At 33.7% G+C, this 1,109-nt stretch carries 1 protein-coding gene; it reads right to left on the bottom strand.

Annotated elements, in window-relative coordinates; all coding sequences use genetic code 11:
* On the bottom strand, positions 1-983 hold a 983-nt coding region (locus V7149_RS24165), incomplete at its 3' end, for a YheC/YheD family protein (RefSeq protein ID WP_335348118.1).
* Between the last annotated feature and the right edge of the window lie 126 nt (positions 984-1,109).

The raw sequence follows: 1,109 nt of genomic DNA, 5'->3' as shown, positions 1-1,109 counted from the left end.
ACTCCATACCTTGTTATCATACCAGGGACAACCCAGGATCCGTATTGGTCTTTAACAACAATTACCCGAAAATCTATAATCCGATTATTAGATTTTAGTAAGGGGATCCTTTTTTGAAAAATATATTTTTTTAGATCCAATTCTGTCACCAAATAATTTATCACTGCATCCCAGTTATCTAAAATCGTGGTCATGTTTATTCCATTTAACCGGTAATTTAATTTATATTTTTCCCCATTTTTCTCCAACTGATAAATTCCCTTTCCCTGACTTCCTGAAATAGGCTTTAAGTAAATACATCCGCTTTCATCTATTAGCTTCTTTACTTCCTTGAGATTCACCGCTAAACCAGTCTCAGGCAGGCTTCGGCTTAATTTATCACTCATAGAAAGCCATTGCCATATTTCCCATTTATTAATAACATGGGAGTTAAAGTATTTAGATCCTACTAAATTCTGTATTATCATCCTGTCAGCTTCCTTTAACGTCTTCCTGCAAAATAAAACTGAAGGAAATGGAAAAGTCCCTTTCGTAAATTCATTTTCAATTGGATTATAGGCAAAACCATTAACAATCTTGTTCTTTTCGTCAATCCCATCATAAGTTACCAATAAAATGAGACCGTTTATATGCTGGTAATCAATTAAATATTTTTTAAAGTGATCTATATTTCTCTTAGTCATTTCATTTACTTCCCCTTTTATAAAAAGCCCAATAATAGGGCCGATTAATAGTGTCTCTTCCCCGACTATTACTTCATAGTCAATAGAATCTGGAAGCGAAAAACCTGCTACAAGGTCAGCTGATATATGAATAACCGCTTTATCTTGCTGATGCTTTCTTAAGGTTACCCCAGGTTTTTCTATAATCCCTATTTTTACATTAATCACCTGAAGCTTAGAGATTGATAGCTTTTTTAATACAGTCGAATGAAGTGAGATTGAATGGCTAGTTGTGTGATCAGTTATGATGGTAAACTTCATCTAATCCCTCCCTCTAAGCGTAATAAGAATAATTTCTTCTTTCGCGTTGGAAAGATTATCCTCATCAATAAAAATGATCGTTTTAAAAAGACCCACGCCTACAACAATTTAATTAAATCCAACTCG

Source organism: Bacillus sp. JJ1503, assembly GCF_036965125.1.
Taxonomy (GTDB): Bacteria; Bacillota; Bacilli; order Bacillales; family Cytobacillaceae; genus Cytobacillus.
Note: the sequence above shows the minus strand (reverse complement) of the source record. Positions and strands in the feature narration are given on the sequence as shown.